The 5,683-nt window shown below is 64.6% G+C and carries 6 protein-coding genes; 2 read left to right on the top strand and 4 right to left on the bottom strand.

From position 1 onward, the window contains the following. On the top strand, nucleotides 1-718 hold a 718-nt coding region (locus EN984_RS20315; protein WP_127383905.1), incomplete at its 5' end, for a S1 RNA-binding domain-containing protein. A 104-nt stretch (nucleotides 719-822) separates the two neighbouring features. Here the strand turns inward: EN984_RS20315 and EN984_RS20320 are convergent. The 4 genes from EN984_RS20320 to EN984_RS20335 form a co-directional block, all read right to left on the bottom strand. Continuing rightward, a complete protein-coding gene (locus tag EN984_RS20320) occupies nucleotides 823-1,530 on the bottom strand; it encodes an SDR family NAD(P)-dependent oxidoreductase (protein WP_127269103.1) in 708 nt (235 codons plus the stop codon). Nucleotides 1,531-1,715: 185 nt separating this feature from the next. Continuing rightward, nucleotides 1,716-3,293: a 5-guanidino-2-oxopentanoate decarboxylase gene (locus tag EN984_RS20325; RefSeq protein ID WP_127272414.1), complete on the bottom strand. Its 1,578-nt coding sequence runs from the start codon at nucleotides 3,291-3,293 to the stop codon at nucleotides 1,716-1,718. Next, nucleotides 3,290-3,937 (bottom strand): TetR family transcriptional regulator C-terminal domain-containing protein, encoded by a 648-nt coding sequence (locus tag EN984_RS20330; RefSeq protein ID WP_236383290.1) that lies wholly within the window; start codon nucleotides 3,935-3,937, stop codon nucleotides 3,290-3,292. The genes EN984_RS20325 and EN984_RS20330 overlap by 4 nt, the downstream gene beginning before the upstream one ends. Next, nucleotides 3,934-4,806 carry a dimethylarginine dimethylaminohydrolase family protein gene (locus EN984_RS20335; protein WP_127268707.1) on the bottom strand — a complete coding sequence of 291 codons (873 nt, stop codon included), beginning with the start codon at nucleotides 4,804-4,806 and terminating at the stop codon, nucleotides 3,934-3,936. The genes EN984_RS20330 and EN984_RS20335 overlap by 4 nt, the downstream gene beginning before the upstream one ends. Nucleotides 4,807-5,019: 213 nt before the next feature. On the opposite strand from EN984_RS20335, the gene EN984_RS20340 reads away from it, so the two are divergent. Next, a partial coding sequence (locus tag EN984_RS20340) for an ATP-binding cassette domain-containing protein (RefSeq protein WP_127383906.1) occupies nucleotides 5,020-5,683 on the top strand: 664 nt, incomplete at its 3' end.

Below are 5,683 nucleotides of genomic sequence, written 5' to 3' on the forward strand. Positions count from 1 at the left end.
CCTGTCGACGACCCAGGAAGTCGACGTGGTGGTGCTCGAGGTCGATCCGGCCAAGCGCCGCATCTCGCTCGGCCTCAAGCAGACGCTCGAGAATCCGTGGCAGGCTTTCGCCTCTAGCCATCCGGTCGGCAGCCAGGTCGAGGGCGAGGTCAAGAACAAGACCGAGTTCGGCCTGTTCATCGGCCTCGAAGGCGACGTGGACGGCATGGTGCACCTTTCCGACCTCGACTGGACCCGTCCGGGCGAGCAGGTCATCGAAGAGTACAATCGCGGCGACATGGTCAAGGCGCAGGTGCTCGATGTCGACATCGACAAGGAGCGTATCTCGCTCGGCATCAAGCAGTTGGCCAAGGATACGGTCGGCGAAGCGGCGACTTCAGGCGAACTGCGCAAGAACGCGGTCGTCACCTGCGAAGTCATCGGCGTCAAGGATGGCGGTCTGGAAGTGCGGCTGGTCGACAGCGGCATCGAGACCTTCATCAAGCGCTCCGATCTGAGCCGTGACCGCGACGAGCAGCGCCCCGAGCGCTTCACCGTTGGCCAGAAGGTCGATGCCCGCGTCATCGCCTTCGACAAGAAGACCCGCAAGCTGCAGGTCTCGATCAAGGCGCTGGAAATCGCCGAAGAGAAGGAAGCGGTCGCTCAGTACGGCTCGACCGACTCCGGCGCTTCGCTGGGCGACATCCTGGGTGCCGCGCTGAAGAAGCAGGGCAGCTAAGCTTCGGCTGTCTGCCGCGCCTCGCGCGCGGCCTCAACAAAAACCCCGCCGGAGCGATCCGGCGGGGTTTTTCTTTGACTTGACCGACGTGAAGGGTTGGAAGGTTACGCCCTGCCGTAAAGCGGCACCAGCGTGCCGCTCATCGCCTGATTGGCCGGCGAGGCAAGGTAGGCGATGGCCTCGGCGGCGGCTTCGAGGCTGCCCCATCTGGTGACATCGGCATCCGGCATGTCGGCGCGGTTTGCCGGCGTATCGAGTGTCGACGGCGCCACGGCATTGACCAGGATGCCCCTGTGCTTCAGCTCTTCGGCCATCGCCACCGTCATCGCGGCAACCGCCGCCTTGCTGGCGGCGTAAGCGACCATGCCAGCGCCGCGCCGCGGATCGAGCCCGGCGCGCGCCGTGACGTTGACGATGCGGCCCGCCGTGTCCGACGACAGCATTGAGCGGATCGCGGCGCGGCAGCACAGGAAGGCGGTGCGTGCATTGGTGTCCATCATCTCGGCAAAGGACGCCGACTCGATCTTTTCCACCGGTGCGGCGGTGAAGCCGCCGGCCAGGTGGATTGAGCCCCACAGGCCTGGAACCTGACTGTAGAACGCTTCGACCTTGGCAGGGTCCGAGAGATCGACATTGTGCACCAACTGGACACGGTCATGCGCGGCGAAGGGAAAATGCGCTGGTGCGGCGGCATGGGCGTTGGGCACATGGCAGATCGCGCCGTCACTCAGCAGTTTGCCGACAACCGCACCGCCGAGCGCACCGGTTCCACCGGTCACGACGATATGCTTGCCTTCAAGTGTTTCCGTCATCTTGGACGCTCCTGTCATTTTTTTATCGTTAGGTCGTTTCTGTGCCGCCGACGCGAAGCGTCGCGCCTTTTGCCCCGTCACTCAATTGACATCTCGACATGGCAGTTGTCGCGTCTTTGCATGCGTCCGCCCACCGGCCGGCCGTGGTTCAGGGCGGCGAGACGGGAAATACGTAGCACCGTCCTTCAGTCAACCGTGATTTCGATGACGCGCGGCAGTCCGGTGGCCCGGGCGCGCTTCAACGCGTCCGCGAGAGCGTCGATGTCGGCAAGCCGTTCGGCGCCGATGCCATAGGCCTCGGCCAGCTTGCAGAAATCCGGCGGCGCCGGCGATACGCCGACCGGCTCGACACCGACATCGAGCATCGAGGTTTCGATCTCGCGGTAGCCTCTGTTATTCCAGACGACGAAGATGACCGGCGCCTGCGCGTCGAGTGCGGCGCCCAATTCCGGCAACGTGAACTGGAAGCCGCCGTCGCCGGTCAGGCAGACAACCGGCGCATCGGGTATCGCAAGGGCCGCGCCAATCGCCGCCGGCGGGCCATAGCCGAGCGCGCCGAAGCCGGTGGCGGCATTGAACCAGCCGCCTGGGCGGTCGTGGTCGTAATAGAGGTTGGCGGCATAGATCGGCTGCGTCGAATCGCCGACGATGAGCGCGCCCGGCAAGGTGTCGCGGATCATCTCGACGGCGCGCACCTGTGCCTGCAGTGTCGGATTGAGCTCGGCAAAGGCTGTTTTTCGTATAGCAGCGGCGCGCGACGAACCGCCCTCGCTTGCCCGGACATGGCCCGTTTCCAGAAGCAGCGCTTCGAGCGCCTCAGCGCAATCGGCCTGGATCGAAACCGTCGCCGGGCGGCGGGCAAGCTGGTCGGCGCCGATATCGATGCGGATCAGATTGGCGGGCAGGACAAAGCCGCCATCGCTGTAGCCGTCATAGTCGGTCGGGCCGAATTCGGTGCCGGCGGCAATGACCAGGTCGGCGTCGGCCATCAGCGCCCGTACCGCCTTCAGGCTGGGACTGGCCGGCACGCAAAGCGGATGACCATGCAGCAGGCCGCGCGCATTGGTGGTCTGGACGACCGGCGCTCCCAGCCGCTCGGCCAGACGCCGCAGTGGCGCTTCGGCGCGTTTGGCGCCGCCGCCGACCAGGATCAGCGGGCGGCGCGCGGCACCGATGAGTTTGGCCGCGCTGGCAATTGCGGCACCTTCCGGCGCGGGTGGGGTCACATTGCTCAGCATGGCAGCGATGCCATCCGCCGACTTGACCATGACGTCGGTCGGGATCTCGATATGCACCGGGCCGGGCCGCGCCGATGAAAACAGGGCAAAGGCCTGCGCCAGGGCACCGGGCAATTCGCCGGCCTCGGTAACGCGCTGCGAAAACAGCGCCACCTTCTCCATCATGCCGCGCTGGTCCGGCAATTCATGCAGATGGCCCAGCCCCTTGCCCAGCGTCGGCGTGGCGTTGACGCCTGATATGACCAGCATCGGTACCGAATCGGCGCGTGCCTGCCCCATGGCGGTGATGGTGTTGGTGAGCCCCGGTCCGGTGATGACAAAGGCGACGCCCGGCTTGCCGCTGGCGCGCGCATAGCCATCGGCCATGAAGCCGGCGCCCTGTTCGTGACGCGGCGTGACGTGGCGGATATTCGAGCGCGCCAGCCCGCGGTAGAGCTCGACCGTGTGGACGCCCGGAATCCCGAACACCGTGTCGACGCCATGCGCTTCAAGCAGCGAGATGAGGGCTTCGCCGAGTGTCGTCATTGGTTTTCCTCCCCGTCCGGCGCGAGGCCTAGTTCGGCCTCGACAGTCTTGATGCCGATCGCCGCCAATTCGCCGGCCGAGAACATCTCGCCGGCCAGGCAGCCTTCGATCCAGAGTCCGTCGATGATCGCATTAATCGCGATGGCATGGTGGCGCAATTGGCTTGCGTCCGGATTGCGCCGTTCGGCGGCGAGCACCTCAGCCACAACCGCCTCCACCTCATTGCGAAAACCAAGGTAGCCTTCGCGGTGGGCGTGGGCCAAGGTCGGATCCGCTCTGGCGCGGCCGATGAAGGTTGCCCAGAGCGAAAACACCCGCGCATCGATGATCGGCGCATTGAGGTTGGCGGTGACGAAAGCCGCAAGGCGCTGGCGAGGCGAGGCATTCTCCATGACCAAAGCCGCTTTCGCCTGCTCGGTCATGCGGCCCATCAGCGCTGCATAGGCTTCCTGCAGCAATTCTTCCTTGCCGGGAAAATAGTGCCGGATCAGCCCAGCGGTGACGCCGGCACGCAATGCGATGGTGCGCAAGGTGGCGCCCTGCAGGCCATGTTCCGCCACGCTGTCCAGAGTGGCCTCGATCAGATCCTGCCGCCGCCGCTCCTCGCCCTCGCGACGGAACCTGCGGCGGGATGGCATATTCATTGGCGCAGGATCGGTCGCGTCAGGCATGTCGGCCCGCCCTCGCAGGCGATGCAGAGCGCATCCGCCTCGAAGATTTCGACCGTGCAGCCGGCGGCTTCCATCGCGGCTTTGGTCTTTGGAAAGCCTGCGACGGCAATGACCTTGTGTGGGCTGGTCGGCAGCACGTTCAGGCTAAGGCCGTTGGAAGCCGCGAACTCTTCGGCGTCGCCTTCGACCAGCCGGACGTTGCGCGCCTTCAGCATCTGATAGAACGGGGCCGGCAAAAGCGGTGAATAGACCAGTGCGAGGTCGTCGGCCAGCGGGCTGATCACCGACATCAGATGCAGGCACGCCTCTTCGCCTTGCCACAGCGGCAGATCAAAGCCGTAGACGGAAACGCCCAGCGGCGTCAGCAGGTTGGAAACCTGCTGGATGCCTTCCTGGTTGGAGCGGACACCGCGCCCGATCACCAGCGTGCGGGCATCGAGCCATACACAATCACCGCCTTCGACCTGGCCAGGAACCTCGACGCGGCCCAGGATTGGAATACCCAGCCTTCGGTAGGTTTCCTCATGCAGCGAGGGCTCCCTGGCGCGCAACGGCTTGCCCATGGACAGGATCAGCGCGCCGCGATCGGTCATCAGCGACGGGTCGTGCGTGAACACCGAATCCGAAAGTCCATCCGCCGTGTCCTCGATCCATTCGATTTCGGCACCGGAAGCCGCCACCAGTTCAGCAAGGAGCGCGTGCTGCGATGCCGCTTTCGCCGGATTGAAACCCGGGCCATAGTGCCAAGCAGCCCTGTCGGCATTGCGCATGGCGTTGGCCGCCGACCGCATCAGCACGCGGCGCAGCGGCGCCGCCATGGACTGTGATCCGAAAGCGCTCATCGAAGTCCTTTTTCGCTGAAAAAAATCGAGAAAATTTCATGGAAGGCTATTTATACACTTGCACAACAAGCTCGCAAGTGCCGTAATAAGCAGGATTGACGGGCTCGCGCCGTTGGGTCCATGCTGAAGTCTGGAGCGGGGCAGTACAGCGTATATGTTGATTAGCCGGATAGACGTTCGACGAACCGCCACCGACCCTGTAGAGGTCACCCAGTGAGCGTGGTGGAAGCTGCCACAGTCCAATCCGGCAAGGCGCATGACGGCGCCGCCGAAGCCATCCACGTCGAAAACCTGCACAAGAAGTTCGGTGAGCTGCATGTGCTGAAGGGCGTCTCGCTGTCGGCGCGCGACGGCGAGGTCATCGCCATCATCGGCGGCTCGGGCTCCGGCAAATCCACCCTGCTGCGCTGCATCAACTGCCTGGAAAACCCGACCAGCGGCATCATTCGCGTCAATGGCGAGGAGATCAAGCTCAAGGCCGACAGCCACGGCCACACCATTCCGGCCGACCGCAAGCAGATCGAGCGCATCCGCTCCAAGCTCGGCATGGTGTTCCAGAACTTCAACCTGTGGAGCCACATGACGCTGATCGAAAACGTCATCGAAGTTCCCGTACATGTGCTTGGCGTCAAGCGCGATGTGGCGATCGGCGAGGCCGAGAAACTGCTCGCCCGTGTCGGTCTGGCCGAAAAGCGCGACGTCTATCCGGCCTATCTGTCGGGCGGCCAGCAGCAGCGCGCGGCGATCGCCCGTGCGCTGGCCATCAATCCGCGCGTCATGCTGTTCGACGAGCCCACCTCCGCACTCGATCCCGAGCTGGTCGGTGAAGTGCTGAAGGTGATCGGCGACCTGGCGCGCGAAGGCCGCACCATGGTGC

The organism is Mesorhizobium sp. M7A.F.Ca.CA.004.12.1.1 (assembly GCF_003997835.1).
Classification (GTDB): Bacteria; Pseudomonadota; Alphaproteobacteria; order Rhizobiales; family Rhizobiaceae; genus Mesorhizobium.

Bases quoted from the DNA above. Each gene is read 5' to 3' on its own strand.
- EN984_RS20325 (WP_127272414.1), bottom strand. From the start codon at position 3,293: ATGACGACACTCGGCGAAGCCCTCATCTCGCTGCTTGAAGCGCATGGC.
- EN984_RS20320 (WP_127269103.1), bottom strand. From the start codon at position 1,530: ATGACGGAAACACTTGAAGGCAAGCATATCGTCGTGACCGGTGGAACC.
- EN984_RS20335 (WP_127268707.1), bottom strand. From the start codon at position 4,806: ATGAGCGCTTTCGGATCACAGTCCATGGCGGCGCCGCTGCGCCGCGTG.
- EN984_RS20330 (WP_236383290.1), bottom strand. From the start codon at position 3,937: ATGAATATGCCATCCCGCCGCAGGTTCCGTCGCGAGGGCGAGGAGCGG.